This window comes from Methylosinus sp. R-45379 (assembly GCF_001644125.1).
In the GTDB taxonomy this organism is placed as follows: Bacteria; Pseudomonadota; Alphaproteobacteria; order Rhizobiales; family Beijerinckiaceae; genus Methylosinus.
In genome coordinates this window covers 20264-45807 of sequence record NZ_LUUM01000046.1, presented here as the reverse complement: position 1 = coordinate 45807, position 25544 = coordinate 20264, and the positions used below count along the sequence as shown (strand labels likewise).

Sequence of the window (25544 nt, the reverse complement as noted above, 5' to 3'; positions counted from 1 at the left end):
GCGTCAAGCGTGCGCGCGCAGCTCCTTGGGAAGCGGGAAGGCGACATCCTCCAGCGCGGCGGACACGGTCTCGACCGAGATCTCATAGCGCTCGGCGAAAGCCTCCATGATCTCCTCGACGAGCACCTCCGGCGCCGAGGCCCCGGCGCTGATGCCGAGCGAGCCTATGCCGGTGAACATGCTCCAATCGATCTCGCTGCGGCCCTGGACGAGCTGGGCGGGCGCGCCGGCGCGCTCCGCCACCTCGCGCAGGCGCTGCGAGTTGGAGGAATTGGGCGAGCCGACCACGATCACCGCATCGACCTGCGGCGCGACCTGCTTGACCGCGCCCTGGCGATTGGTGGTCGCATAGCAGATGTCCTCCTTGTGCGGACCGACGATCTGCGGGAAGCGCCGCGTCAGCGCGCTGACGATCTCCTGCGAATCGTCGAGCGACAGAGTGGTCTGCGTCACATAGGCGAGATCGGCCACATCCTCGAGCTGCAGCTCGGCCACCGCCTGGACCGATTCGACCAGCACCACCGCGCCCGGCGGCAGCTGGCCCATGGTGCCGACCACCTCCGGATGGCCGGAATGGCCGACGAGCAGCACTTTTCGCCCGCGCTTGTGATGAATTTCCGCCTCGCGATGCACCTTCGTCACCAGCGGGCAGGTGGCGTCGATCGCCAGAAGATTGCGCGAGGCGGCCTCGGCGGAAACGGATTTGGCGACGCCATGGGCGGAGAAGATCACCGGCGCCTTGGTGTCCGGCACCTCCTCCAGCTCCTCGACGAAGATCGCGCCCTTGGCCTTCAGCGCCTCGACCACATAGCGATTATGGACGATCTCGTGCCGCACATAGACGGGCGGACCGAATTTGGCGAGCGCCCGCTCCACCGCGTCGATCGCGCGCACGACGCCGGCGCAAAAGCCCCGCGGCGAGCACAGCAGAATCTTCAACGGCGGCTTTGACGACGGGCGATGCTGAATATTCATCCTCTAGCGCCTCTTGATCGAAAGGGGGCGGCCGAAACACGCCGCGCTGTGATGTCCCGCGTGAGGAAAGGTGTCAAGCCGAGGGTCCGCTCACTCGCGGGCCGCCCGAAAATCTGCTACACGGACGATCGACGAAGACTGGCCGCGCCAATGCCGGAGTGTCTCGCGGCCCATCTCGCGGTCTATGAGGGGACGGGGGCGAATATGTCGAATATCGTCGATATAATACAGTCCGCTCAAGGCGGCCAGATCATCGAAAATCTCTCCGATCGCTTCGGCCTCGCGTCCTGGCAGACGCGATCGGCGGTCGAATCGCTGCTGCCGGCGCTGGTCGCGGCGCTGCGCAAGGCGGCCGAAGCGCCCGATTCGCTGCGCCCCGTCCTCGACGCGGCCAATGATTCCGCCCATCGCGCCGCTTTCGAGAGCGCCGAGGAGGCCCATTCGCAGGCCAGCGTCGAAGGCGGCGACGCCATTGTCGCGCATCTCTTCGGCTCCGCCTCGGCCGCCGGCGAGGTCTCGCAATTCGTTGCGCGCGACAGCGGCCTGCGCGCCGATGTGCTGCAGCGCCTGCTGCCGATTCTCGTCTCCGTCGCCGCCGGCGGCCTCGGCTCGACGCTGGAGCGCCAGAGCGCCGCGGAGCCCCCTGCTCCCTCGCCGGCGCCGACGCCCGCGCCCTCGGGCGGCTGGCTGAGCGCGCTTTTTGGAACTTTTTTCGGGGCGAAGCCGGCCCCGCAACCGCAGGCGGCCCCGCCGGCCGAGCCTACCGACGCGCTGGAAGCCGCGCTGACGAAGATTCGCGAGACGCTCGCGCCCGCCGCCGGCGCCGAGCAGCAGGCCGGGCTCGACGAATTGCTGGGACGGATCTTCGCCTCGTCGAAGGGCTGACGGCTCAGGTCAGATTATTGGCGACGGGCAGATAATAGGCCGCCGAGAGCTTGGTGCCGATAATGCGCGTCGCCGCCAGGATCACGATCGAGAGAAAAAAGCCGACCATCGCATATTCGAGTGTGGTCGCTCCGCTCTCGTCGGCCAGAAATCGTCGCAGGCAATTCGGCATGGATCAAATTCCTCGAGCGGTCTGGCCGGGTGGCGGGCGTTGCGTCTCATGGGACGAAAACGCGGCCTTCTCGGTAACAGAAACATAAGCTTAATTCGTCTCGAAAGCGTTAAGCCAGCCGCCGCCCCGGCGCCGCGCGCGGCGGGGCGGTCTTGCGCGCGGGCGGCTTTTCCGCCAATTCAGCAGCCGGAACGCATATTGCTTCGGCGCCTACGCCGGAAGCGCTGTGGTTCGCGCCCGCTCTTTCGCGCCCGCCGAAAGGGAAGTCGACCTATATGGACCGCTGCGCCGGTCCTCACTGAAAGTTGCTGATGGCTCGCGACGTAAACGATACGACGCCGATCACGTCGCGCAATGCGCTCGTGGAGTGGTTCGAGGCTGGCGTTAAGACGCCCGACGATCTCAATGTCGGGACGGAGCATGAGAAAATCGCGTTTTTCGACGCGAGCCGCGCGCCGGTTCCCTATACGTCGCCGGCCGGCGGCATAAAGGATCTGCTGGAAGGGCTGGGCGCAGCGCTCGGCTGGGAGCCGATCACCGACCGCGAGGCGATCATCGGCCTCTTCGATCCGCATGGCATAGGAGCCATATCTCTGGAGCCGGGCGGACAATTCGAGCTCTCCGGCGCGCCCCTGCCCACCGTCCATGGCGTGAAGGCCGAGCTCGACGTCCATTTCGCGGCGCTGGAGCCGGTGGCGCGCCGCTTCGGCATCTCCTTCCTCGATCTCGGCGCGAGCCCGAAGTGGCGGCGCGACGAGACCCCGGCGATGCCCAAGCAGCGCTACGGGATCATGGCCGCCTATATGCCGAAGGTCGGCTCGCTCGGCCTCGACATGATGTTCCGCACGGCGACCATTCAGGTCAATCTCGACTATACGTCCGAGAAGGACATGGTCGACAAGCTGCGCGTCGGCCTGGCGCTGCAGCCGATGGTCACGGCGCTCTTCGCCAATTCGCCCTTCATCGACGGCGAGCCGACCGGCTTCCTGTCGCAGCGCTCAGAGATCTGGCGCGACACCGACGGCGACCGCACGGGAATGCTGCCCTTCGCCTTCGAGTCCGGCATGGGCTTCGAGCGCTATGTGGATTACGCTCTCGACGTGCCGCTTTATTTCGTGAAGCGCGGCGAGGTCTATCACGATGTCGCCGGCGCCAGCTTCCGCGACCTGTTGGACGGCAAGCTCGCCGCTTTGCCCGGCGAGCGCGCGACAATGTCGGACTGGGCCAATCACCTCGGCGCCATTTTCCCGGAGGCGCGGCTGAAGCGCTATCTCGAGATGCGCGGCGCCGATGGCGGGCCGCGCTCCCATATGACCGCCCTGCCGGCGCTCTTCGTCGGCCTCTTCTACGATCGCGCGGCGCTGGACGGCGCTCTGGCGCTGATCGAGGGCTGGAGCGCCGAGGAGCGCGAGGCGCTGCGCGCCGATGTTCCGCGCCTCGCCCTGGAGGCGCGCATCGGCGGACGCCGGGCGCTCGACATTGCGCGCGACATGCTGGCTCTGGCCCGCGGCGGCCTCGCCCGGCGGGCGAAGCTGGATGCGCAAGGCCGCGACGAGACCATCTATCTCGCGCCGCTGGAGGAGATCGCCGAGACGGGCCGCACCTTGGCCCAGCAGCGGCTCGAAGCCTATCACGGAAGCTGGGGCCGCTCGGTCGATCCGGCCTTCACGGATTGCCTGCTATAAGAGGAGCGACGCGCTGCGCCCCCTCCCTCACCCTCCCCCGCTATTGCGGGAGAGGGAAGGCGGCGAACGCCGCGCGATGCTTCGATGAAACGCGAAACCTGCCCCCTCTCCCGCGAAGCGGGGGAGGGCTGGGGAGGGGACGCTTCGACTCTAGGGCTCGAATGGCGCGCGTTCAGCGCGCATAGAGGCCGGGGGCGCTCGGCGCGCGCACATAGGAATGGCCGATCGGCCGCACGCCGCCCTGCCCCCAGCCGGGACCGAGATCGCCGGCGCGCACATGGCCGCCGAGACGAACGCAATTATCCGAGCCGGAAACCGGGACGAACCCCTCGCCGAAGCGGGCGCAACGCCCGCCGGCGGGAATCGTGCCGGTCGTCTGCGCCTCCGCGGCCGGTGCGCCGACGACGGCGCAAAGGCACAGGCAGGCGAAAAGACGGCGGACGTCGAGCCCGCGAGCTTCGGCGGTGAAAACGGTCATTCGCAGATCAGCCTCGAAAATGTCTCGCATCGCAACAACCGAGTCGACGCGCCTTGCGCGCCCCTCGATGTTGCCGCCCGATGTTTACCAACTCGTTACTTCGCACGCTTCGACGCGAGGGGTCACGCGACGGCGACCACTTAGGTCCAATAAGGTCGAACAATCGTGGCAGGATCGTGTCGCTCGGCAAGGCCATCAGCGCCAATCGCCGAGAACCGCCTGCACCACCGTCAGCGCCGCGACGGCGGCCGTGTCCGCCCGCAGGATGCGCGGGCCGAGAGAGAGGCGCGCGACGAGCGGCGCGGCGAGGATCGCCTCCCGCTCGGCGGGATCGAAGCCCCCCTCCGGGCCGACCAGCACATCGACGCCCGCATGCGCCGGCGCCGCGCGCAGGGCCGTGACGGGATCGGCGTGCTCGGCGTCCTCGTCGCAGAAGACGAGCAGCCGCCCCGCCTCGAGCGCGGCGAGATAGGCCTCGAGCGCGACCTCCTCGACCACCTCCGGCACGCTCAGCACGCCGCATTGCTCGGCCGCCTCCACCACATTGGCGGCGAGGCGCTCCAGATTGACGCGGCGCGCCTGGGTGCGGCGGGTGATGATCGGAGCGAGGCGCGCGGCCCCCATCTCTGTCGCCTTTTGGGCCATATAGTCGAGCCGCGCGTGCTTGAGCGGCGCGAAGCAGTAATGGAGATCGGCGTTGACGGTCTGCTCGCGCAGGCGCTCTTGCACGACGAGAATCGCCTTGCGCTTCGCCACTTCCTCGAGGCTCGCCCGCCATTCGCCGTCGCGGCCGTTGAACAGCAAGATCGCGTCGCCCTCGCGCAGGCGCAGCACATTCAACAGATAATTGAGCCGGTCGGCGTCCGGAATGATACGCGCGCCGGCCTCGAGGGGCGCCTCGACAAAGAGCCTCTGCGCAGAGAAATCATAACGTGACACGAGCTTTCCCGGAGGGTGAGAGCGGGCCGCCATCAAGCCGCCGCTTTATCCGCGAAACTGCCGGATGCTTGCAAGGGGCGCAAGTCTCTTGCTAAGACCGCTTAAACCATAAAAGGGGAACGCCGCCATGAGGGCAAGGAGCGGTATCGCGCAGAACGCGCGGGCGATTGCAGGCATGATCGCCGGCGCGCCGATATTGGGAATTCTTCTCGCGACGGCGGGAGCGTCGACCGCTCTGGCCCAGTCCTGCCAGGAGGATTTTCAGAAGCTCTCGCAGCGGCGCATGTCCCAGATCCAGACGCTCAACAATATCGGCAAGGCGTCCAAGGGCAAAATGGACCCGATCGCCGCCTGTCCGGTGGCGCGCAAGCTCGTCTCCATAGAGACCGAGATGGCCGCCTATATCGATAAGAACAAGGAATGGTGCAACATTCCCGACGCTATGGTCGACGGTTTCAAGCAGGCGCGCGGCAAGACGCAGACTTTCGCCGCCCAGGCCTGCGCGGTCGCCGCCAAGGCGAAGAAAATGCAGGAAGAGGCGGCCGCCGGCATCGGCCCGCAGGCGCAGAAGCTGCCCGCCGGCCCGCTGTGAGCGCTGCGGAGCCTCAGGACGAGCCGCGGCTGCCCGACGCCGTCGCCGACCATCCGCTCTGGCGCCTCGCGCCAGACCCGCTCCGCCCCTATGTGCAGCTCGCCCGCCTCGATCGGCCGATCGGCTGGTGGCTGCTGCTGCTGCCCTGCTGGCAAGGCAGCGCGCTCGCCGCTGCGGCGCTCGGCGCGCCGCTCAATGTCTGGCATTTGCTGCTCTTCTTCATCGGCGCGGTCTCCATGCGCGGCGCCGGCTCCACCTATAACGACATCGTCGACCGCAAGATCGACGCGAAAGTGGAGCGCACGCGGCTGCGCCCGCTCGCCAGCGGCCGGGTCTCCTTGCGCGCGGCGATCGCCTTTCTCGTGGCTCAATGCCTCGTCGGGCTCGGCGTTCTTCTGTCCTTCAACGGCTTCACCATCGCGCTCGGCTTCGCCTCGCCGCTGATCGTGCTGATCTATCCTTTCGCCAAGCGCGTCACCTCCTGGCCGCAGGCGGTGCTGGGGCTCGCGTTCGCCTATGGCGCGCTGCTCGGCTGGACGGCGCTGACCGGCGGGCTCGGCCTGCCGGCCGTCCTCCTCTACGCCTCGGCGATTTTGTGGACGATCGGCTTCGACACGATCTATGCGCTGCAGGACAAGCGCGACGACGCCATAGCGGGCGTGCGCTCGACGGCGCTGCTGTTCGGCGCGCGCGTGCGCCTCGCGGTCGGCGCGCTCTATCTCGGCTCGGCTGTCTTCGCGGAATTGGCGCTGCTGTCCGCCGATGTCGGCGGCTTCGCGCAGATCGGCCTCGCCGCCTATGCGGCGCATTTTTGCTGGCAGGTCTATCGGACCAGCGAGTCCGCGGCGCCGCAGACGGCGCTCATGCTGTTCCGCTCCAATCGCGACGCCGGCCTGCTGCTCTTCGCCGGCCTCGCGGCGCAGAGCGCCATCCTCGCTTATTCATAGCAGACGATTTCGCGCTCGCCCTGATAGACCGTCGCCATGCGCTCGCCTTCGCCCTGCTTGCGGCGCGCGCAGAAGCGCGGACGGCGCTTGATGACGGAGGCGTTCTTGCGGCGCGCGATCGTCTCGCGCAGCGCGACGCCGCCGAGGCGCGGATCGATCGTCTCGAGCGCGCCGCCGCGCGCAGCAAGGCGCGGCAGATCGAGATAGGACGCCCAATATTTCCAATCCGCCGAGATCGCGCCGCCATCCGCCGTCTCGGTGAGAACGACGTCGAGATCAGGGTCCTGATGGGCGAGCGACAGGCGATAGGAGGCGCCGCCGTCCACGCTCGGCTCGACATCGAGAGCGACGCCGCGATAGGCCTGTACCGGCACGCTGATCATCATGGACATTCCGGCGAAGCGCCGGGAAATCAGAATATCGCGACGGCCGACGCGCACCTGGCGCTGACCGCCGTCGGCGCGCCGATCGCGCTGAACGGCGAATTGAAGCTGCGTCTCCGCCATGACTTTGGTCTCGAACATGCGCTCGCTCCCCGAGATGTGACCTTCGCGACTGGTCTCGCGTTTCATGGGTCGCATGTTGGGCGACGGTTGCGGCAAAGCTCGCTAACAAGGCTGGTGAATCGCCCGTAAACCATTGCCTTTTCGACCGATTCGCGAGCTTTGGGTTAGCGCCCGGCAAACGAGATCGTCGAAATTCGCGGCAATTCGCCGAAAAGACCGCCTTGCGGGAGGGGCTCGGCTCGCTTAACGACTATAGTAATGGCCGACAATGCAACCGACTTCGCGGCTCAGCTGCCGCAGCTCGAAGCCGTCGCGCGGCGAGCGGGCGAGATCGCCATGGGCTTCTTCCGCCCGGGCGAGAAGACCAGCGCGGCCGTCTCTTATAAGGACGGCGGCTCGCCTGTGACCGAGGCCGACATGGCGGTCGACCGTTTCCTGCAGGAGGCGGCGCTGTCGCTGTTTCCGGACGCCGGCTGGCTCTCCGAGGAGACGGCCGACAATAAGGAGCGTCTGCTTCGCCCCCGGCTGCTGGTCGTCGATCCGATCGACGGAACGCAGGCTTTTCTGCGCGGCGACAGGCGCTGGGCGGTCTCCATCGCGCTGATCGACCAAGGACGGCCCACGCTCGGCGTCATTCACGCGCCGGCGCTGGAATGGACCTTCGCCGCCGCCGCCGGCCATGGCGCGGCGCTGAATGGCGCGCCGATCCGCGTCGCCGCGCGCGCCGTTCTGGCGGGCGCACGGCTGGAGGCGCCGCGCGGCCTGGCGGCGCGCTTCGCCGGCTCCGAATATAAATTCGCGGTTCAGGACCGCACGCCCTCTCTGGCTCTGCGCGTCGCCGATGTCGCCTCCGGCCGCAATGATCTCACCATCGCTTCCGCGGATTCGAAAGACTGGGACATTGCCGCGGCCGATGTGATACTCACCGAGGCGGGCGGCGTCCTGTCCGAGCTAGAGGGGCTTCCCTTGCGCTATAATCGTCCGCAGCTGCGGCGCGATATGCTGGTGGCGGCGCCGCAATCGATCTTTCCCGAGAGTCTCGCGCTGGCGCGGGCGGTTTCCAAGGGCGTAATATGAGCGAAACGACGACACAGAACGGCGGCGCGCCGCAGGCGCTTCATCTCGTTTTCGGAGGCGAGCTGATCGACCTCCAGGGCGTCGCCTTCCGCGACCCGACCAAGCTCGACATCGTCGGCATTTATTCGGACAACGCCTCGGCGCTCGCCGCCTGGAAGGCGAAAGCGCATGCGACCGTCGACAACGCCCATATGCGCTATTTCGTCGTGCAGCTGCACAGCCTCCTCGATCCCGACACGAATTGAGCTGAGATCGCTCCTCCCGCGCGGCCGATCGACGGCGCGCCCGACGGCCTCTCCGGGCCGGGGCGTCGCGATCGGCCCTTTCATTCGAGGACGGCGCTGCGAGAGCTCGGCCGTCGCATTATTGGCGAGTTCACCGGGGCGTCGATGCCGGTCCTGACGATTTATCGGTTGCTGACCATCGGTTTGACGCCTCTCGCCGGCGTGGCGCTCGGCTGGCGCGCGAGACAAGGCAAGGAAGATCCCGCGCGGCTCGGCGAGCGCATGGGCGCGCCGAGCCTCGAGCGTCCCGCCGGACGGCTGGTGTGGCTGCATGGCGCGAGCCTCGGCGAGAGCCTCGCCCTGCTGCCGCTGGTGGAGCGCTTCATTCAGCGCGGCGTCGAGGTTCTCGTCACCACGGGCACGGTCTCCTCCGCCAAAGTGCTGCGGGCGCGACTCCCCGCCGGCGCTGTGCATCAATACCTGCCGCTGGACGCGCCGCAATTCGTCGAGCGATTCCTCGAGCATTGGCGGCCCGACATCGTGCTCTTCGCCGAGTCGGAGCTGTGGCCCAATATGATCCGCGCGATTCATGCGCGGCGGCTGCCGCTCGTTCTCGTCAACGCCACCATCTCGCGCCGCTCCGCCGCGCGCTGGCGGCGCCTGCCCGGCGGCGCGCGAACCTTGTTCGGCGAGATCGATCTCTGTCTCGCGCAGAACGCCGAGAGCGCCGCGCGCTATCTGGGCCTCGGCGCGCCGCGCGTGCGCGTTTGCGGCAATCTGAAATTCGACGTGCCGCCCCCGCCCGTCGGCGCCGGCCGGCTCGCCGAATTCAATGGCGCCATCGGCCCACGTCCCGTCTGGGCGGCGATCTCCACCCATGCGGGCGAGGAGGAGATCGCGATCGACGCGCATCTCTCGCTTTCCGGCGAGGTCCCGTCGCTGCTGACCATCATCGTGCCGCGCAAGCCCGAGCGCGGCGCCGAGATCGCCGCTCTCGCCAGCGCCAAAGGTCTCGCTGTGGGCCTGCGCTCGCGCGACGGCGAGCCGCGGCGCGGCGTGCAGATCTATGTCGCCGACACAGTGGGAGAGCTCGGCCTGTTTCTCCGCGCCGTCAGCGTGGTGTTCACAGGAAAATCGCTGACCGCCGAGGGCGGGCACAATCCGATAGAGCCGGCCAAGCTCGGCTGCGCGATCCTGCATGGGCCGCATGTCGAGAATTTCGCCGACATATACGGCGAGTTGGCCGCCGCCCGCGCCGCCGCCCGCGTGAGCGATGCGGAATCGCTGGCGCGCGCGCTACAATTCCTGCTCTCCGACCCCTCGCGCATGCGCAAGATGGGCCGCGCCGGCGCCGAGGTGGTGCGAAAGCTCGGCGGCGCCTCGCAGAGCATTATGGCGGCGATCGAGCCCTATCTCGCGCAATCGGCGCTGGAGCAGAAATGAGCCCGCGGCGCCGCATCGCAAATGCGCGCGCCTGACTTCTGGCGACGCACGCCGGCCTCGCCACTGGCGAAAGCTCTGGCGCCATTCGGCGCGATCTATGGCGCAATCGCTTCAGCGCGCATGAGACGGAAGGGCGGGCGCGCCGATCTGCCGGCGATCGTGATCGGCGGGCCGACGCTGGGAGGCGATGGCAAGACGCCGGCCGCGCTCGCCATCGCCGCTCTGCTCGCGGAAATGGGCGAGCGGCCGTTCTTCCTCACCCGCGGATATGGCCGCGGCAAAACGCGAAGCGCGCCTTTTCTCGTCGATCCGAGCATTCATTCCGCGCGCGAGACCGGCGACGAAGCGCTGCTGCTGGCGCGCTGCGCGCCGACCATCGTCGGCGTCGATCGCGCGGCCGGGGCGCGGCTCGCGCGCGATCTCGGCGCGACGGCGCTGGTGATGGACGATGGCTTGCAGAGCCGGCGGCTCGAGCCCGATCTCGCGCTGATGGTCGTCGATGGCGCCTATGGCGCCGGCAATGGCCTGTGCCTGCCCGCCGGCCCGCTACGCGCGCCTTTGCGGCGCCAGCTCGCCGCTGTGGATGCGCTCGTGCTCATCGGCGAGGGCGCCGCAGGAGAAGCGGTCGCCGAATATGCGAGCGCGGCGGTAAAGCCCGTTCTGCGCGCCCGCATCGCGCCCCTCCCCGCGCGCCTCCCCGAGCGCGCGCTCGCCTTTGCGGGCATCGCGCGGCCGGAGAAATTTTTCGCGACGCTGGAAGCTTTGGGGGTCGAGATCATCGGCCGAAAAAGCTTCGCCGATCATCATGCCTATACGGCGCGCGAGATCGCGGCTCTCGAGCGCGAGGCCGCGCGCCTCGGCGCGACGCTGGTCACGACAGAGAAAGACGCGGCGCGTCTGTCCCCCGACATGGCCGCGCGCGTGGACGTTCTGCCGATCCGCCTGCTCTTGGAAAAGGAAGAAACGCTCCGCGAGCTTCTGCGCCGCGCGCTGACGCAGAATTGAGAAGGCTCAAGGCTTCTTCGGGAAGCTGACGCCGATGCGGATGAGCTTGGCGTCGGTGCTCGAATAGGCCTCTTGCAGGTCGACGTTCCAATAGCGGAGCTCTTCCAGCGGTATGGGCTCGCCGGTCACGGCGCAGCGCACATAGGCGCCTGGACGGCGAACGCGGAAGTCGCCATCGCGATATTCGACCTCGGCCTCGACCGCGGCCTGCGGCTGTCGTTCGAACCGGTTCATGCGGATCCTGCGTCTCGCCCGCTCGGTTAAGCGGCGCACCGACGAAATAAACGAGGTCATGCCGAATTTTCAATAGCAGAGACGCAATTGGCAAGGCCGAATCGCACATTGGCGGCCGAGCTTGCGCATGCGCTCCCCAAAAAACCGGCGCACGGCGCCAGCAATCGGCTCGGATGAGCGCCATTGGAGAAGGAATTCCAAACGCGAATGGCCGCCCCAGAGGGCGGCCATGAAGATCGATTCGATATTCTTTCGAAGCGCTCTCACCAGAAGACGTTGGCGCGGGCGAGGAAGAGGCTCGGATGATCGCCGTTGAGGAAGGGGCGGTCGGAAGCCGCGACCATCGTCATGACGCGCGTCCAATTGGCCTGCAGGCGGAAGCCGTTGACCGGATACCAGTTCAGGCCGATGGTCAGATTCTCCTGGCGGCCGCCGAGCGTCGCCGTATTGGCCAGCGCCTTCTGCGCGGCGTTGCCGGCCACGGTCGCCGCATAGACGAAATTGCCGTCGACGAGGCCGCCATTGTTGAGATTGAGCTCGCTGAAGCGTGCAGCGATTTCCCAGGCGCCCCAGCCGCCCTTGTTGACCGGATCCTTGATCTTGATCGCGCCGAAGGTGCCGGGCGAGCTCCAGTTCTTGTCGTAGCCATTATACACTTCGGCTTTCGACTCGCCGGTCAGGAAGAACGAGCCCTGGACATAATATCCACTGGCCTGCAGGCTCGATCCGCCATTATTGCCGAGCAGCAGAGCATTGAGCGGATCACGCTCGTAGCGCGTCGCGATATATTCGCCCTGCAGTGAGAAGGGGCCATAGGCGGCCGCGGCTTCGAAGCCGTAGCTATAGGCGTATTTCAAGCAGCCATTCTTCATGATGAAGGGCGCTGACAGGAGACCGAGGCCGGTCGCGGTCGTCGCCAAGCTGCCGGAGGCCGCGCAAGTCATATCCTGCGCCGTCGAGACGCGGCTCCAGGTTCCGCTGCCGCCCAGAACATCCGCCTCTTCGCGCTCCGTGCCGGCGCCCGGCCGCAAGAAGGCGGCGTCGGTGGCTGCCGTCGAATCGTTCGGCTTGTGATAGCGGAAGGACGAGCCGACATGCAGCAGCTTGTCCTCTTCCTGAAGGGGCGCATAGGTGGCGCGAACCGCCGCGTCCCAATATTGCGCGCCGCTGGTGGGCGGAGCGGTCGCCGTGTCCTGCGGCGAGGTGGAGAAGATGCCCGTCTTGACCGACCACAGCTTGTCGCCGACGCCGACGGCCGCGCCGATGTGGCGGCTGGGCGCGAGAACGGTCGGCATGGCGCGCTCGAGGAAGGTGATATTGCTCGTGGAGCTGGTCGTCTCCATGCTGAAGGGCTCGAAGAAATTGCCGACCTGGAAAGTGACCGGCTCTTTGGTGATTCCTTCCGGCATCAGCTTCTGGCGATAGGCGATGAAGGCGTCGCGTATGCCCGCCACGCCTGTGTTGGTGAAGTCGTATTGGAACCGATAGAACCAGTTCTTATAGGCCTTGCCTTCGACCCAGATCTGCGCGCGGCGGAAGCCGACATTGCTGCGCGACATGGTGTCGGCAGAGCTCGAGAAGCCGCCGTCGGCCTGAATGCGGCCGCCGATCTTGAAGTTGAACGCTTTGTCCTCCGTCTCGACGAAGAGGCCGTTCTTGAAGCTGACGAACACCGGCGGCGGGGCGACGAGCCCGGGCAGGGTCCTGGCGGAATTCAACGCATTCTTGACCTGGACATTGGTCTTGGCCTGATCGGCGACCTTGGCCTCGAGACGCTTGAGCTGCTCCTTCAGCGCCTTGATCTCGCTCGCCGTATCCGCCAGCGCCGAGGCCGGAGCGCCCACCATCCCGCAGAAGGCGGCGAGCGCCACGCCGCCCGAGAGCCGCCGCGCCATTTTCGACCCGATTTCCTGTTCTCTCATCCTAGCCCCCTGCGCTCGGCGTTTTGCGTGAGCGGCTCGGACATTTGTTCGCCGGACGGGATATTCATGTGATCTAATGAATATCTCGCATCGACGACAAGTCTCCCGGGTCCGAACCACACACGCAAGGCGCACGACGATTGCACCGTTTGCCTACTCATCGTTAGATGATGCCCAAATTCTCACCAGCCATGCCCATGTGACGAGCTTCTAGGGGCGAAATGTTCTTTGGATACATCACATGTAATTGTCTTACATTTCGATCGGCCATTTGTGCAAGGCCAGAATCGGCTTCACTTAAGGATTTCCACGTATGTGTTGCCGAATCGACACAATCTGGATGTGGGGCCGCTGTAAGGCGCAACGACATTACGGCGCGAAGCGGCGCGGTCGAGGCGGCGAGACCGGCCGCCGAGCAAAGCCGGCGACAATCGGACGATCCGAATAAATCCGGGGCTTTATCTAGAACTTGCGGCCCGGCCTCACGCCCCATCGCCCGTGGCATTTGGGCAACACCCTAGGTAGAAACCGTTGTCACAATTCGGCGCCGCCGTCTTTTGTGATGATTGTGTCACATAAGGCCTCTAGCGCTGCCATAGCGGTAAGCAATTCAAGGCAGAGGCTGACATGACACAGGTACCGAACGTCCAGACGATCGCGAAGGGCGCGACGCCTTCGAAGCTGCTGGGAGGCGTCGCAGTCCTCGCCCTCGGCGCGTTCGGCGCGCCCACGGCGGCTCTCGCCGACACGCAGAGCGAGATCAAGGCGCTGAAGGCCGAGCTGAAGCGGCTCGAGCACAAGCTCGACGAGCAGGCCAAGACGACCCATCAGGTCAAGAACGCGCTGAATTCGGCCAAGGCCGCGCCGGGCGGCAATGCTCCGCCGCCGGTGTTCGTCAGCTTCAAGAACGGCCTCTTCGTCGAGACCGAGGACCAGGCGTTCAACTTCAAGATCGGCGGCCGCATCCAGGCCGACGGCGGCTTCACCAGCTATCCCTCCGCCTCCGGCTCCCGCAGCAATGTCGGCTTCCGCCGCGCCCGCCTCGAGGTCGAGGGCAAGGCCTATAAGAACTGGTACTACAAGTTCCAATATGACTTCACCGGCACTGGCGTGACCGGCATTCGCGACGCCTTCATCGCCTATCGCGATAAGCTGCTGCCGGAGTCGATCACCAAGCAGCCGATCACCATCCAGATCGGCAGCCAGTACGAGCCGTTCAGCATGGAGACGCTGACCTCCTCGAAGCACATCACCTTCATCGAGCGCGCGCTTCCCGGCGCCCTGGCTCCCGACCGCCATGTCGGCGCCAAGGTCGGCCTCGGCGACAAGCATTGGAGCGTGCAGGCCGGTGTTTTCTCGACCAGCTTCGGACAGGACTCCTCGCAGGCTCCGGCCGCGACCGGACATCAGTATTGGGACCTGACGACGCGCGCGACCTACGCGCCGATCATCGAGGAGGACAAGCTGCTGCATTTCGGCGGCTCGTTCATGTTCCACAAGCCGAACGACTCGACCGCCGCTCAGGATCCGAACAATCTGCTGCCGGGCACCGGCTCGCGCGACGAGACCGACATTCTCAACAACCGCTACATCGTCGTTCCGTCGGCGCAGGCGCTCAACTGCAGCCCCACTTTCAAGGCGGCGACCGGCCTCGCCCTGCTGACGACGCCCGGCTATCTGCAGAATGGCTGTCTGAAGTCCAGCTACAACTACAACTTCGAAATGGCGGCCACTTACGGCCCCTTCTCGGTGCAGGGCGAATATTCCGGCGCTCATTACGAGCGTGATGCGGGGACGGCCGCGCTGCTCGGCAACAATGGCGGCTCGAGCCTCAACTATAGCGGCTATTACGTCCAGGGCTCGGTCTTCCTGACCGGGGAGTCCCGCGCGGCCTCCTATAAGGGCTACGACAAGGACTGGAACACGCCGGGCACGTTCGGCGACGTGGCGATCAAGAACCCGCTCAACAAGGGCGGCCTCGGAGCCTGGGAGTTCGCCGCGCGCTACAGCGAGCTCAATCTGAACAATGGCGGCCTCGTCGACAGCAATTACGCCTATCTGGCGGCCGTCGCCGGCAATGCGGCGCAGCAGGCGATCGCGAAGACCGCGACGCTGGGCGGCCGCGAGGAGAATCTGACGCTCGCGCTCAACTGGTATCCGGTGCGGGGCGTCCGCTTCCAGGCCAATTGGACGCGCGCCATGACGCTCGTCGCTCCCTCCGACAAGCCCTATCTCAACGGCCAGCATCCGAGCACCTTCCTCGCTCGCGCCCAGGTCTTCTGGTGAGAGCAGAGGCCGGGCCTCTTCGGTCCCGGCACGATGTCAATCGAGAAGAGGCCGCCCTTCGGGGCGGCCTTTTTCGTTATAGAACTGAACTTTACGACGTGACATTTCCGCAACAGCCGCCGCTGAAAACCTCCCTTGCCGACCACCAGCCTAGTCAGCACCTATAGTCTATGATTAGTGTGTACCACTTAGGCGTTAATACGGGGACACTGATGAACGGGCATAAGGGATCGCGCGGACGGACAATGCGGCGGCTCTCGGGCGGCGTCTCTCTCGCCGCCTTCGCAGCGACTTTCGGACTTCCTGCTTCCGCGCTGGCGGATACGGCGAGCGAGATCAAGGCGCTGAAGGCTGAGCTCAAGCGGCTCGAGGCCAAGGTCACGCAGCAGGCCAAGGATCACGCCCAGGTCAAGAACGCGCTCAACTCCGCCAAAGGCGCGCCGGCGGCCAGCGCGCCGCCGCCGGTCTTCATCTCCTTCCGCAACGGCCTCTTCGTCGAGACCGAGGATCAGGACTTCAATTTCAAGGTCGGCGGGCACCTGCAGATCGACGGCGGCTTCGCCTCCTCGGCCGACACCATCTCCCGCTCCAATGTCGGCTTCCGCCGCGCCCGCCTCGAAATCGAAGGCAAGGCCTTCAAAAACTGGTTCTACAAGATCCAATACGACTTCACCGGCTCCGGCGTCGCCGGCATTCGCGATTTCTATCTCGCCTATCGCGACAAATTGCTCCCGTCGGAGATCAGCTCGCAGCCGGTCACCTTCCAGATCGGCAATTTCCGCGAGCCCTTCAGCCTCGAATCGACCGAATCGTCGAAATATTTCACCTTCATCGAGCGCTCTCTGCCCTCCGTTCTCTCGCCGAGCCGCCATACCGGCGCGGCGGTCGCCGTCGGCGACAAGCAGTGGAGCGTCAAGGCCGGCGTCTTTTCGACCAGCCCGCAGGACACGGCGACCGCTCCGCCCACCGGCGAATCGCAATATTGGGACGCAGCCGTGCGCGGGGTCTATGCGCCGATCGTGGAAGAGGACAAGCTCCTCCATCTCGGCGGCTCCTTCAAATATCACAGGCCCAACAACACCACCGCGGCGACCGACGCCGCCAATCTGCGCCCCGGCCAATCCTCCGAGCGCGAGGAGACCGACGTGCTCGGCGGCGGCGGCGCGCTGACCCGCGTCTCCGCGGCGCAGGACCTTTCCTGCGGCGCCTCGGCGGCCAGCCTCAACATAGCGACCACCGGCGTCGGCCTGCTCAGCGCGCCCTTCGCGCGGCGCTCGAGCTGCCTGAAATACTCCTATAATTACGGTTTCGAGGCCGCCGCCGCCTATGGCCCGGTCTCGCTGCAGGGCGAATATATCGCCGCTCAATATGAGCGGGACGCCACCAACGCCTTCCTCTACGGCAATGGCGGCGGAAGCAGCCTGCGTTACAGCGGCTATTATGTCTTGGGCTCCTTGTTCCTGACCGGCGAGTCGCGCGCGGCCTCCTACAAGGGCTATGACAAGGACTTCAACACGCCGGGCAGCTTCGGCGAGGTTCAGATCAAGAACCCGCTGAACAAGGGCGGCTATGGCGCCTTCGAGCTGGCGGCGCGCTACAGCGAGATCAATCTCAACAATGGCGGTCTCGTCGACAGCAGCTTCGTCTATGCGGCGACCGTGGCCGGCAACGCCGCGCAGAAGGCGCTGGCCAGCACCGCGACGCTCGGCGGACGCCAGGACAATTTCTCCCTCGCGTTGAACTGGTATCCGGTCAAAGGCGTGCGCTTCCAGGCCAATTGGACCAAGACGCTGACGCTGATCGCGCCCTCCGATCGCCCCTTCCTCAATGGCGACCATCCCAGCCTCTTCCTCGCCCGGGCGCAAATCTACTGGTGAGACGGACCTTCGGATCGAAGCGTCTTTCATGACGCTCCAATTCATGCGCGGCCGCCCCTTTCGGGCGGCCGTCGCATTTTGGGCGACGCGATCCGGCCGGGGATATTTCCGTCGTGCAGAAAATACAATATTAAATTAAGAAGTTCGCGTCGCCGATTCGGCGCAGCGTGCGTAATCGATACATTTACCTAAGCGTAAATACGTAATTCGATTAATCACCGCTTCGCCGGATTTCAAATATGCCTAATATAGTCCGCATTTCTATTGTCATAGCGGCAGTCGCGCAAGGCCTCGCCGCGGGGCGCGCCGAAGAGCTTCCGAAACGACAGGCTGCTCCTGTCGAGTATGTTCGTATTTGCGATCAATATGGCTCGGCCTTCTTCTATATCCCCGGCAACAACACCTGCCTGCGCATCGGCGGCGCCGTCGTCGCCGAATGGCGCTCGTGGAGCACCTCCTACCGCATGTCGCGCAACATCATCGCGACCGACAACCCTTTCGCCTTCGGCCCTAGCGTCAACGCGAATCCGCTCGGCATTCCGGGCCATGTTCCTCTCCTCGGCTATTCCAATCCGCGCAGCGGCGACAATAGCGGCTTCGTCGGCATCGGCCGGGTCGAGATGGACGCCCGCGCGCCGACCGACTACGGCACGATGCGCGCCTTCATTCGACTCGAATCGCAATTCGGCTCGGACAGCAGCGCGGCGACCGGCTCGCTCAGCGGCTCGCAATATTTCGGCGCCGCCAATTTCTCCAACGGCAATGTGTTCCGGACGACGGCGCGCGAGACGACGATCCTCAACAAGGCTTTTCTGCAATTTGGGGGCATTACCGCCGGCCGCGTGCAGTCCTTCTTCGATTTCTACACCGACAATATCGATTGGGAGGCGCTGCGCGGCTCCAACTCCACCGTCGGCGCGCTGGCCTATACCTATAGTTTCCGTGACGGCGCCTCGCTCAGCTTCTCGCTCGAGGACAATGTATCGCGACGCGGCTTCATCGGTTCGACGATCGGCGCCTTCAATTACGTCGCCGCGGTTTACGGCCTCTCGGGCGCTGCGGCGGACGCCGCGGCGGCGGCCTGGGGAACGCGCTTCACCGGCGTGCCGGACGGCGTGCAAATTCCCGAGATCGTCGGCGCCTTCCGCATCGACCAGCCCTGGGGCGCCGTGCAACTCTCCGGCGCCGCGCATCAGCTGCGCACATCCACCTACACACGCAACGCCACGGTGGCGACGCCCGTCACCGGACTGCCGCTCGGCACAGCCATCCCCGTCGTTTCGCAGGAGGATTACGGCTATGCGTTCCAGCTCGGATGGCAGTTCAATCTCGACAGGCTCGCCCCGGATATTTTTTCCGAGGGCGACAAATTATGGGTGCAGGGAACCTACGCCCGCGGCGCCGTCGGCTATCTGATGGGCAATAATCTCAGCTTCAACGGCGGCCCGGTGAATGGCAACGCCTTCTACGGCTATGGCAATGGCGGCGTCAAAGCCAGCAATGGCTGGGAGTTTCTGAGCTTCGACTGCATATGGACCGCCGCCGCCCATTGCGACAAATCGATCGGCTGGGTCGGTCTGGCGGCATTCAAGCATTATTGGACGCCGACGCTCTCCTCCGGCGTCTACGGCTCCTTGATGGAGCTCTATTACAGCCCGAGCGCCATAGCAGATTTCGGCGGCGGCGTCGGCGCGGTGAACACGACCGAATATCGGGTCGGCTCCAATCTCATCTGGACGCCGATCAAGAATTTCGATCTCGGCGGCGAGCTGATGTATCTGCGCGACAATCACCACAACCGGCCGGTGGGGCTCGCGCCGGACATTGCGCTGTGGTCGGTGGGCCTGCCGTCCTGGAAGGGCGCGAATGCGACAGTAGAGGGACGCGTGCGCCTGCAGCGCTCGTTCTGACGCCGAGAACTCCTTGCTCGGCCGTGTCTTCTGCAGGCGAACCGTTTCCCGCTTCGCGCGAAAACGCTAGCTCTCGCGCGGGAAGACCCCGTCCGCCTCCATCATCTCGAGCAGCATGCCCTCGCGCAGGCCGCGATCGGCGATGCGCGTGCGGGAGGCCGGGAAGACGCGGCGAATCGCCTCGAAGATCGCGCAGCCGGCGAGCACGAGATCGGCGCGCTGCGGGCCAATGCAGCCATTGGCGGCGCGCTGATCGAAATCCATGGCGCGCAGCGAATCGATGGCGCGCGTCGCGTCCTCGTCCGAGAGCCAGAGCCCATCGACGCGCCAGCGATCATAGCGCTCGAGGCCCAGATGCACGCCGGCCAGCGTCGTCACCGTGCCGGAGGTGCCGAGCAGATGGAAACGCTCGCAGCGGCGCTCCGCCGCCGTGCGCTCGGCGAAGGCGACGAGCCCCTCGAGCGCGCGCGCCGTCATCGCCTCGTAAATGGCCGGCGTCACGCTCTTGCCGCCGAATCGCTCCGCCAGCGAGACGACGCCGAGCTCGAGCGAGGTCCAATGGCGCAATTCGCAGCCCTGCGCGTCGCGGGTCAGCCACACCAGCTCGGTGGAGCCCCCGCCTATGTCGAACAGCAATATGCTCTCGGCGCGCGGGTCGGCGAGCGAGCCGCAGCCGCGCGCGGCGAGGCGCGCCTCGGTCTCGCGATCGATGACCTCGAGCAGCAGGCCGGTGCGCTCATGCACGCGCTCGACGAATTCGGCGCCATTCTCGGCCGCGCGGCAGGCCTGGGTGGCGATGAGCCGGGCGCGGGAGACGCCGCGGACGCTCATTTTCTCGCGGCACACGTCCAGCGCCTCCAGCGTGCGCTCGATCGCCTGCTCGCAGATGCGACTCGAGGAGCCCATGCCCTCGCCGAGCCGCACGATGCGGGAAAAGGCGTCGACGATGCGCAGCAGGTCGGTCTTGCGCCGTGAGCGCTGCTCCGGCCGCGCGATCAGCAACCGGCAATTATTGGTGCCGAGATCGAGCGCCGCATAGACATGATCGTCGCGCCGCTCGCCGGGCGCGCGGGCGTTCCGCGCGGAGGCGCCCGGATCACCCGCGCCGTCCACGGATGCGCGCATCCCCGCTCCAGCGCGCGGCGCCTCGCCTCCGCCCAGGCCCCCGCCCCAATGTTCCGGCTTTTTCAACCCGCCTCCCGATCGGCCTTTTCCGCCCGCCGCCGATCTTTGTCTCGACGAACTCTCATGGCCGATCGCGGGAAGTGTAGCAAGGCCGGCGCGAATGCCAAGGAGCGCGTTTACGGGCCAAGCTGGCGGGCGGGGCCGACCGGCGGGAGCGACGCCATTGTGGGAACCGGCCAAGGTCACGCAACGAACCGCGCCGATCATGTTGACAGAGGCGCGTCCTCTCTTTAGATCACCGCGACGCGCCGCTTCGCCGCGCGACCGTTGGGGGATAGTTCAACGGTAGAACAGCGGACTCTGACTCCGTTAATCTTGGTTCGAATCCAGGTCCCCCAGCCAAACTCTATAAAATCCCTAGAGTTCCACGCTCTTGCAAAAGAGCGCCGTTTTCGCGCGCCCCGAGGTCCAAAGCATTGGTCCAAAATGGGGTCCAAAATCCATGAAGAGCGGCTGCAATCTGCGCCGGCGCGCCTCCGCCTATCAGTTCCGTTTCGCCCTGCCGCAGCGGCTTGCGTCTTTCTTAGGGCGGAGAGAGATTGTCGTGGGGCTGCGCACGACCGCCTATCGGCTCGCCATCAAGCGGGCGCGCGTGCTGCGGACGCGCGTGGAGAGGCTGATGGAGGAACTCGATCTCGTTACGGTCAAGGCCGAGGCCGAAAGGCTCGTGCGCGCCTGGATCGACAGGCAGGTGGCGGCGGTCGAGAACAATCTCGCCAGCCATGGCGCCTCCTATTTCGACGCCGAGGAGGCCGCGCGACTCGGGCCGGAATTCCTCCAAGAGACCCAAAATCTGTTCTACACGGTGGCGCGAATCGATCACGAGGATGACCTCCGTCCAGCGATCGCCGCGCTTCTCGCGGGCCAGATGGCGGAGGCGCGCCCGTTCCTTCGAGAGGCCATGAAGATGGCCTGCGCCGAGATTGGCATTGCGGAAGAGAAATTGGACGGGCCGGCTGGCCCCATGATCGAGCGCGCGGTGCTGCGCGGCTTCCTGACTCTGTTCGATGAGAAGTTCGCCATCGAGGGCGGCGAGGTCGAGCCCGTGCCGCGATACGTGGCCGCGCCAGCGCAGCCGACGCCGCAGCCCGCGGCGGCTCCCGCCCCCGCGCCGGAAAAGCCCTTCTTCGCCGCCTGGGACACCTTCGTCGAGAGCAAGACGAGGGTAAAAGAGTGGAAGGCGGACATGCCGAACAATGCGCGCTCGGCCCGCAACACATTCGAGGCGCTGGTCGGCGATCCGCCGCCGACGCGAATCACGAAGGCGGTCGTCTCCGACTATAAGGCCGACCTCCTTCGTCTGCCGCGCTACTACGACAAGGCGCGCCAGTGGCGCGATCTGCCCCTGGCCAAGGTCGGCGCCGCCGTCGAGAAATTCCGCGACGAGAATCCGAAGGAGACGGTTCCGATGCTCACGCCGACGACGGCCAATAAGCATCTGACCAATCTCTCCACCTATTGGAATTGGCTCGAGCAGAACGGCCGCCTGCCGGAGGGGCTGAAAAATCCCTTCCCCGGCCTCAAATCCAAGCGCCGCCGAGGCCGCGCCGCTCGCGAGGAGCGGCAGATGTGGCCGGAGGCGTTGGAGCGCAAGCTCTACGAGTCGCCCGTCTGGACAGGATGCCTTTCGATCCATCGCCGCAGCAGGTCCGGACCGAATATCTACCGCGACGCCTTGTTCTGGGTTCCGCTTCTCGGGCGCCTGCTCGGCGCCCGCGAGGACGAATTGTGCTGCCGCAAGGTCGGCGACGTAAAATTCCTCGACGGCCTCTGCTATCTCGAAATCCGCGGCTCGAAGACCGACTCCTCCGATCGCGACGTGCCGCTGCCGCGCCTCATCTTGGATTTCGGATTCCTGGAATATCGCTTTTACGGCCGCGCGCCGGAGGAGCCGCTGTTTCCGGAGCTGATCGCCCAGGGGCCGGCAAATCGGCATTCGGACGCGTTCGGCGGGCGTTTCAGCCACTATCGCAAGCAGATCGGCGTGAAAGAGCCGCTCGTCGACTTTCATTCCTTCCGGCACAATGTCACGACCGACCTCAAGAACACGGCGGGCCTCAACACGGGCTGGATCGACGAGATCACCGGGCACGCGAGCGACGAGCGCACGAGCGAGAGCACGCGCTACACGAAGCTGATCTATCTCACCAATCTGAAGACGGCGATCGACGAGGTGACCATCGCCGCCGATCTGTCGCATCTGCGCTACGACGGCCCCAGGGGCGTCGCTGCGCCGGGCGCGCAGGAGGATATCGCAAAATTCCGCAAGCTCGCCGAGCAGGAGATGCGCAAGAAGGAGGGACGGAACGAAGTGACGGTGAAATTGAAAATGAAGCCGAAGACAAAGGTGAAGGCGAAGGCGTGAGCGAGCGACGAATAGACGCGCCGGTCGTGTCACAAATTTCTGTCTACAGAGCGACACGCATCACGGCCAACGACACGCGAATAGTGACGTCGCTCGTCGGGGAATGACCCGCGGACGAGGTCGACGAATTTCGGCGTCGATGATGTTCGTCGACGCCACCGCCACTGTCGCCATCGCCTGCGGCGAGCCCGAGGCGGAAGAACGCGACATACGGCCGGTGTGCGCAGCCCGTCGTTTCATATCGCCCACCGACCATATTATGGGCAATGACCGATCCGGCGCACTCACGGCCCCATTTACGGCTTGGGGCAGGCGGTTACAGACACGCTCCTGCCGACACCGAGCATGCCCATGCAAGCTTCTGCGCGATCGGCGTCGAGACCGCCTGCTCTACGGGCCGACCGCAATGGGACCGAAATGCTCATGACGAGCGCCGGCTGGACGCGCATATGGATGGTCCTCCCGACAATCGCGCGATTTCACATCGAGATCGCAACGGGTCGCCGCGAAATGAATGTCTGGACTTTGTTCGGCTCGACACGCTTTCCGCGCCGCGTCGGTTCCGGTCGAGCGAATAGCGCCGCCTCGAGGCAACGCAGGGAGAATCGGCTGAATGATGGCGCTTCTGTCACGGGTGACATTCGGGATCGTGAGCGCAATGTTGATGCTGCTAGCTCTGGCGCTCGTCGCATTTGGCGCGCTCGAGCTGGTCGCCGAGCTGAAGAAGTCCTGGCGCGAGGGCGGCAATGCGCTTCTTACTGCGATCGGCTATGTCGTCATCGCGATAGCGGTTTTCGACGTCGCCAAATATTTCGTGGAAGAAGAAGTCATACGTCGCCCTGGGACACTCACCGCGTCCGAGGCGCGGCGCAGCCTTTCAAAGTTCATCTCGACGATCGTCATCGCCGTGTTCATCGAAGGTCTGGTCATCGTATTTCAGGTGAGCAAGCAGGACGTAGCGCAAATGCTCTATCCGATAGCGCTGCTCGTGACGGCCGTTCTGATCGTGCTCGGACTTGGCGTCTACCAGCGACTGAACGTCGAGGTCGAGCGCCAAAGCGCCCGAAAGGAGCAGAGCAAGAGCGGCGACGACAAAGACGAGCAGGCTGACGTTCGATCACGGCCACGCTCGACATGAGGCGCTGCGTGGAATTCGAGAAATGTGGGTCCGACCCACGAAAACTGGAGCACGGCCATGAAACTTCGCATCGGCTATGAGCTTCGATACGACTTTCCGCAGCCGACGCCGGCCATCTTGATTCTCAACGTGCATTTCACGCGCGTTTCCGATCTCTCTTGGCCCGACCACATCTCGATTGCGCCCGTTGCTCCGATCTCGGGATACCGCGACAGCTTCGGCAATTGGTGTAGCCGCGCCGTCCTCGGGCCGGGCAGCACGCTCATCTCGACCAACGCGCTGATACGCGACTCCGGCCTGCCGGATATCGTCACCTCGGGAACTTACCAATCGCCTGTAGAGAGCTTGCCGGAGGAAACACTGGTCTTCCTGTTGCCGAGTCGCTTCTGCGAGAGCGACCGACTTCTAGAACTCTCTTGGACGCTATTCGGCGCCGCGACGCCCGGACGGGGCCGCGTGCAGGCGATCTGCGACTTCGTGCATGACCACATCTGCTTTGGTTACGAGCACGCGCGGGCGACGCGGACGGCATGTGAGGCCTATGAAGAGCGTCTCGGCGTCTGCCGCGATTATGCGCATCTGGCCATCGCCTTTTGCCGCGCGCTGAACATTCCGGCGCGCTACTGCACCGGCTATCTCGGCGACGTGGGTACGCCGCCTCCCTATCCGCCCGGGGATTTCGCTGCCTGGTTCGACGCCTACATCGGCGGCGCTTGGCAAACATTCGATCCCAGGAACAACACGCCCAGGATCGGGCGCGTTCTGCTGGCGCGCGGGCGCGACGCAGCGGATGTGGCGATGGTCACGACCTTCGGTCCCAACAAGCTGGAAAATTTTCGTGTCTGGACAGATGAGGTCAGCGAAGACGCCGAATGATGCACGGACGTGGTGGGTCGGCAATTGCTCCCTCGATCTCAATCGGAGCAATCCTCGACAGCGCCCGCTCGTTGGACGAGTTCGTGAAACGCGATGAAGCTCGGCCCGCGAACAATTCAATGGGCCTGCTTCATCTGCGCATGCAAATCGATGGCCGCCGCAAATCGCTTGACGCGCACCAGGCCTTCACGCCGCAACGTGAACGATATGCCCCCTCCGCGCTCGCGCGAGCAGGTTTGCATGAACCTCCAAACACGTCGGCTTCAGGCCCGCCAAAATCGCATGGGCTCGTGTCGACTCCGCGCCACGTCCATGCACAAAGACCAAAGATCCATCGGCCCTCAATGTTTGCTCACAATCGAGAACGATTTCCTCCGGAATGCCGAGATCACAGAGCGCATCGACCAAGGCGCTCGCGCCGCTGGATGACAGCGCGCCGGCGACTTGTCGCTGGATGAGAGGTGCAATGGCGCCGAGCGCCACGACCGGTCCGGTAGATGGCGAAGTCGAAAAGACTCCTCCAGCAGATAGCTCACATAGGCCACCCCAAAATGCGCCATAGTTTTCCCACATACGGATCTGTCCGCCGACATTGTGAAAGCCCACGCCATCTCTATCAGAGCAATATCCGCGTCCGACGACGCTCAATCGCCCGGTGTCGAAGCCGGCCTGCGACAGCGTCTTGACCGCGGTCGCGGCCTGAAAGTGGTACGCGAAACTCGCGATCGATATTTCATCGATGCGTTTCATGAGTGCCTCCTTTCGAGAAGGCGAATGGGGCGATGAGCGCGACGCAGTGGCGTCGACGGCTGTGAACGCGCCG

23 protein-coding genes and 1 tRNA gene are annotated in these 25544 nt (G+C 65.3%); 15 read left to right on the top strand and 9 right to left on the bottom strand.

Features of this window, described 5'->3' with window-relative positions; all coding sequences use genetic code 11:
- Positions 1 to 3 precede the first annotated feature (3 nt).
- Complete coding sequence (gene ispH, locus A1351_RS02755; RefSeq protein WP_024878702.1) at positions 4 to 975, bottom strand: 4-hydroxy-3-methylbut-2-enyl diphosphate reductase; 972 nt, start codon at positions 973 to 975, stop codon at positions 4 to 6.
- A gap of 150 nt (positions 976 to 1125) precedes the next feature.
- Here ispH and A1351_RS02750 point away from each other — a divergent pair, with 150 nt between their 5' ends.
- Complete coding sequence (locus tag A1351_RS02750) at positions 1126 to 1860, top strand: DUF937 domain-containing protein (protein ID WP_024878701.1); 735 nt, start codon at positions 1126 to 1128, stop codon at positions 1858 to 1860.
- Positions 1861 to 1864: 4 nt separating this feature from the next.
- Here the strand turns inward: A1351_RS02750 and A1351_RS02745 are convergent, their stop codons facing one another.
- The gene (locus tag A1351_RS02745; RefSeq protein ID WP_024878700.1) at positions 1865 to 2032 is read right to left on the bottom strand and encodes a Flp family type IVb pilin; all 168 of its coding nucleotides are present in this window, start codon (positions 2030 to 2032) and stop codon (positions 1865 to 1867) included.
- 311 nt (positions 2033 to 2343) lie between these two features.
- On the opposite strand from A1351_RS02745, the gene A1351_RS02740 reads away from it, so the two are divergent.
- Positions 2344 to 3717, top strand: a complete 1374-nt coding sequence (locus A1351_RS02740) for a glutamate--cysteine ligase (RefSeq protein WP_024878699.1) — start codon at positions 2344 to 2346, stop codon at positions 3715 to 3717.
- Positions 3718 to 3889: 172 nt separating this feature from the next.
- On the opposite strand, the gene A1351_RS02735 is transcribed toward A1351_RS02740, so the two are convergent.
- Entirely contained in the window at positions 3890 to 4195 is a 306-nt protein-coding gene (locus tag A1351_RS02735) for a hypothetical protein (RefSeq protein WP_157096058.1), read from the bottom strand.
- A gap of 195 nt (positions 4196 to 4390) precedes the next feature.
- Positions 4391 to 5134 carry a 16S rRNA (uracil(1498)-N(3))-methyltransferase gene (locus A1351_RS02730; protein WP_024878697.1) on the bottom strand — a complete coding sequence of 248 codons (744 nt, stop codon included), beginning with the start codon at positions 5132 to 5134 and terminating at the stop codon, positions 4391 to 4393.
- Between the two features lie 127 nt (positions 5135 to 5261).
- On the opposite strand from A1351_RS02730, the gene A1351_RS02725 reads away from it, so the two are divergent.
- Entirely contained in the window at positions 5262 to 5726 is a 465-nt protein-coding gene (locus A1351_RS02725) for a hypothetical protein (RefSeq protein WP_245267225.1), read from the top strand.
- Entirely contained in the window at positions 5723 to 6673 is a 951-nt protein-coding gene (gene ubiA, locus A1351_RS02720) for a 4-hydroxybenzoate octaprenyltransferase (RefSeq protein ID WP_024878695.1), read from the top strand. The genes A1351_RS02725 and ubiA overlap by 4 nt, the downstream gene beginning before the upstream one ends.
- Here ubiA and A1351_RS02715 read toward each other — a convergent pair.
- Entirely contained in the window at positions 6664 to 7197 is a 534-nt protein-coding gene (locus A1351_RS02715; RefSeq protein ID WP_024878694.1) for a DUF6101 family protein, read from the bottom strand. The genes ubiA and A1351_RS02715 overlap by 10 nt on opposite strands.
- A 240-nt stretch (positions 7198 to 7437) precedes the next feature.
- Here A1351_RS02715 and A1351_RS02710 point away from each other — a divergent pair, with 240 nt between their 5' ends.
- From A1351_RS02710 to lpxK, 4 genes are all read left to right on the top strand, one after another.
- Positions 7438 to 8256, top strand: coding sequence for a 3'(2'),5'-bisphosphate nucleotidase CysQ (locus tag A1351_RS02710; RefSeq protein ID WP_024878693.1), 819 nt, complete (start codon positions 7438 to 7440; stop codon positions 8254 to 8256).
- On the top strand, positions 8253 to 8501 hold the full coding sequence (locus tag A1351_RS02705) for a DUF4170 domain-containing protein (RefSeq protein ID WP_024878692.1): 249 nt from the start codon (positions 8253 to 8255) through the stop codon (positions 8499 to 8501). The genes A1351_RS02710 and A1351_RS02705 overlap by 4 nt, the downstream gene beginning before the upstream one ends.
- A gap of 144 nt (positions 8502 to 8645) precedes the next feature.
- Positions 8646 to 9923, top strand: a complete 1278-nt coding sequence (locus A1351_RS02700) for a 3-deoxy-D-manno-octulosonic acid transferase (RefSeq protein WP_064032089.1) — start codon at positions 8646 to 8648, stop codon at positions 9921 to 9923.
- A gap of 21 nt (positions 9924 to 9944) precedes the next feature.
- Positions 9945 to 10928 carry a tetraacyldisaccharide 4'-kinase gene (gene lpxK / locus A1351_RS02695; RefSeq protein WP_064032087.1) on the top strand — a complete coding sequence of 328 codons (984 nt, stop codon included), beginning with the start codon at positions 9945 to 9947 and terminating at the stop codon, positions 10926 to 10928.
- A gap of 6 nt (positions 10929 to 10934) precedes the next feature.
- Here lpxK and A1351_RS02690 read toward each other — a convergent pair whose 3' ends face one another.
- Positions 10935 to 11162 carry a DUF2093 domain-containing protein gene (locus tag A1351_RS02690; protein ID WP_064032085.1) on the bottom strand — a complete coding sequence of 76 codons (228 nt, stop codon included), beginning with the start codon at positions 11160 to 11162 and terminating at the stop codon, positions 10935 to 10937.
- 263 nt (positions 11163 to 11425) lie between these two features.
- On the bottom strand, positions 11426 to 13084 hold the full coding sequence (locus A1351_RS02680) for an OprO/OprP family phosphate-selective porin (RefSeq protein WP_245291560.1): 1659 nt from the start codon (positions 13082 to 13084) through the stop codon (positions 11426 to 11428).
- A gap of 627 nt (positions 13085 to 13711) precedes the next feature.
- On the opposite strand from A1351_RS02680, the gene A1351_RS02675 reads away from it, so the two are divergent.
- From A1351_RS02675 to A1351_RS02665, 3 genes are all read left to right on the top strand, one after another.
- Positions 13712 to 15370, top strand: a complete 1659-nt coding sequence (locus tag A1351_RS02675; protein ID WP_051592646.1) for an OprO/OprP family phosphate-selective porin — start codon at positions 13712 to 13714, stop codon at positions 15368 to 15370.
- A 245-nt stretch (positions 15371 to 15615) separates the two neighbouring features.
- The gene (locus A1351_RS02670) at positions 15616 to 17247 is read left to right on the top strand and encodes an OprO/OprP family phosphate-selective porin (protein ID WP_064032082.1); all 1632 of its coding nucleotides are present in this window, start codon (positions 15616 to 15618) and stop codon (positions 17245 to 17247) included.
- 239 nt (positions 17248 to 17486) lie between these two features.
- Complete coding sequence (locus A1351_RS02665; protein WP_024878686.1) at positions 17487 to 19157, top strand: porin; 1671 nt, start codon at positions 17487 to 17489, stop codon at positions 19155 to 19157.
- 66 nt (positions 19158 to 19223) lie between these two features.
- On the opposite strand, the gene A1351_RS02660 is transcribed toward A1351_RS02665, so the two are convergent.
- Complete coding sequence (locus A1351_RS02660) at positions 19224 to 20282, bottom strand: Ppx/GppA phosphatase family protein (protein ID WP_024878685.1); 1059 nt, start codon at positions 20280 to 20282, stop codon at positions 19224 to 19226.
- Positions 20283 to 20610: 328 nt separating this feature from the next.
- Between A1351_RS02660 and A1351_RS02655 the strand changes: the two genes are divergently transcribed.
- The 4 genes from A1351_RS02655 (at position 20611) to A1351_RS02640 (ending at position 24721) form a co-directional block, all read left to right on the top strand.
- Positions 20611 to 20684, top strand: a tRNA-Gln gene (locus A1351_RS02655).
- A 100-nt stretch (positions 20685 to 20784) separates the two neighbouring features.
- Positions 20785 to 22707, top strand: coding sequence for a DUF6538 domain-containing protein (locus A1351_RS02650; protein ID WP_064032081.1), 1923 nt, complete (start codon positions 20785 to 20787; stop codon positions 22705 to 22707).
- A gap of 613 nt (positions 22708 to 23320) precedes the next feature.
- Positions 23321 to 23845: a GNAT family acetyltransferase gene (locus A1351_RS02645; protein ID WP_198029896.1), complete on the top strand. Its 525-nt coding sequence runs from the start codon at positions 23321 to 23323 to the stop codon at positions 23843 to 23845.
- Positions 23846 to 23902: 57 nt separating this feature from the next.
- Positions 23903 to 24721: a transglutaminase family protein gene (locus A1351_RS02640; RefSeq protein WP_026600147.1), complete on the top strand. Its 819-nt coding sequence runs from the start codon at positions 23903 to 23905 to the stop codon at positions 24719 to 24721.
- A gap of 186 nt (positions 24722 to 24907) precedes the next feature.
- Here the strand turns inward: A1351_RS02640 and A1351_RS02635 are convergent, their stop codons facing one another.
- Complete coding sequence (locus A1351_RS02635; RefSeq protein WP_064032080.1) at positions 24908 to 25471, bottom strand: hypothetical protein; 564 nt, start codon at positions 25469 to 25471, stop codon at positions 24908 to 24910.
- Between the last annotated feature and the right edge of the window lie 73 nt (positions 25472 to 25544).

What these genes read in the sequence shown, in the direction of transcription:
- ispH (WP_024878702.1), bottom strand. Translation starts at nt 975, where the DNA reads ATGAATATTCAGCATCGCCCGTCGTCAAAGCCGCCGTTGAAGATTCTG.
- A1351_RS02750 (WP_024878701.1), top strand. Translation starts at nt 1,126, where the DNA reads ATGCCGGAGTGTCTCGCGGCCCATCTCGCGGTCTATGAGGGGACGGGG.
- A1351_RS02745 (WP_024878700.1), bottom strand. Translation starts at nt 2,032, where the DNA reads ATGCCGAATTGCCTGCGACGATTTCTGGCCGACGAGAGCGGAGCGACC.
- A1351_RS02740 (WP_024878699.1), top strand. Translation starts at nt 2,344, where the DNA reads ATGGCTCGCGACGTAAACGATACGACGCCGATCACGTCGCGCAATGCG.
- A1351_RS02735 (WP_157096058.1), bottom strand. Translation starts at nt 4,195, where the DNA reads ATGACCGTTTTCACCGCCGAAGCTCGCGGGCTCGACGTCCGCCGTCTT.
- A1351_RS02725 (WP_245267225.1), top strand. Translation starts at nt 5,262, where the DNA reads ATGAGGGCAAGGAGCGGTATCGCGCAGAACGCGCGGGCGATTGCAGGC.
- A1351_RS02715 (WP_024878694.1), bottom strand. Translation starts at nt 7,197, where the DNA reads ATGTTCGAGACCAAAGTCATGGCGGAGACGCAGCTTCAATTCGCCGTT.
- A1351_RS02710 (WP_024878693.1), top strand. Translation starts at nt 7,438, where the DNA reads ATGGCCGACAATGCAACCGACTTCGCGGCTCAGCTGCCGCAGCTCGAA.
- A1351_RS02705 (WP_024878692.1), top strand. Translation starts at nt 8,253, where the DNA reads ATGAGCGAAACGACGACACAGAACGGCGGCGCGCCGCAGGCGCTTCAT.
- A1351_RS02700 (WP_064032089.1), top strand. Translation starts at nt 8,646, where the DNA reads ATGCCGGTCCTGACGATTTATCGGTTGCTGACCATCGGTTTGACGCCT.
- lpxK (WP_064032087.1), top strand. Translation starts at nt 9,945, where the DNA reads ATGCGCGCGCCTGACTTCTGGCGACGCACGCCGGCCTCGCCACTGGCG.
- A1351_RS02690 (WP_064032085.1), bottom strand. Translation starts at nt 11,162, where the DNA reads ATGAACCGGTTCGAACGACAGCCGCAGGCCGCGGTCGAGGCCGAGGTC.
- A1351_RS02680 (WP_245291560.1), bottom strand. Translation starts at nt 13,084, where the DNA reads ATGAGAGAACAGGAAATCGGGTCGAAAATGGCGCGGCGGCTCTCGGGC.
- A1351_RS02675 (WP_051592646.1), top strand. Translation starts at nt 13,712, where the DNA reads ATGACACAGGTACCGAACGTCCAGACGATCGCGAAGGGCGCGACGCCT.
- A1351_RS02670 (WP_064032082.1), top strand. Translation starts at nt 15,616, where the DNA reads ATGCGGCGGCTCTCGGGCGGCGTCTCTCTCGCCGCCTTCGCAGCGACT.
- A1351_RS02665 (WP_024878686.1), top strand. Translation starts at nt 17,487, where the DNA reads ATGCCTAATATAGTCCGCATTTCTATTGTCATAGCGGCAGTCGCGCAA.
- A1351_RS02660 (WP_024878685.1), bottom strand. Translation starts at nt 20,282, where the DNA reads ATGCGCGCATCCGTGGACGGCGCGGGTGATCCGGGCGCCTCCGCGCGG.
- A1351_RS02650 (WP_064032081.1), top strand. Translation starts at nt 20,785, where the DNA reads ATGAAGAGCGGCTGCAATCTGCGCCGGCGCGCCTCCGCCTATCAGTTC.
- A1351_RS02645 (WP_198029896.1), top strand. Translation starts at nt 23,321, where the DNA reads ATGATGGCGCTTCTGTCACGGGTGACATTCGGGATCGTGAGCGCAATG.
- A1351_RS02640 (WP_026600147.1), top strand. Translation starts at nt 23,903, where the DNA reads ATGAAACTTCGCATCGGCTATGAGCTTCGATACGACTTTCCGCAGCCG.
- A1351_RS02635 (WP_064032080.1), bottom strand. Translation starts at nt 25,471, where the DNA reads ATGAAACGCATCGATGAAATATCGATCGCGAGTTTCGCGTACCACTTT.